1 protein-coding gene is annotated in these 517 nt (G+C 57.4%); it reads right to left on the bottom strand.

Annotated features, from left to right (window positions below; translation table 11 throughout):
• A partial coding sequence (locus ACTHUM_RS18650; RefSeq protein ID WP_440403774.1) for a phosphoenolpyruvate carboxylase occupies positions 1 to 517 on the bottom strand: 517 nt, incomplete at both ends.

Consider the following 517-nt stretch of genomic DNA (forward strand, 5'->3'; position numbering starts at 1 on the left):
TTGAGGAACTCTTCAACCGTGGCATAAGGCTCGAGGAAGCCGAATTTGCAGCCCATGCCCAAACCGAGTGAACGTGCCTTGCCCATAGCGCGTGCCATGATGTAGGCGATGGCGCGGCGGTAGGGTTCTTCGGCGCGGGCGATTTCTTCATCGGGAGACTGGGCGGAAAGTGCCATCACATCGTCATTGACTTTGACGCGGCGGATGGAGAGCGGCAATTCGCGGTAGAGTTTGTCGAGTTCGCCGCGATAGAAACGGAATACGGCGTCGGCATGCCGTCTGAACGCAAAACGCAAGGTTTCGGCAGAAACGAACGGGTTGCCGTCGCGGTCGCCGCCGATCCAGCCGCCGATTTTAAGGATATTCGGAACGCGGACGCCGGGATAGGCCGTCTGAAAATCGCGTTCCATTGTGCGGTAGAGTTTAGGCAGGGCTTCAAAGAAGCTCATCGGGAAGATGGATACACCGTTGTTGATCTCGTCGTTGACGCTAAGTTTGTGGCGGCGCGTTTCGCTGG

This window comes from Neisseria sp. P0021.S006, from assembly GCF_051956895.1.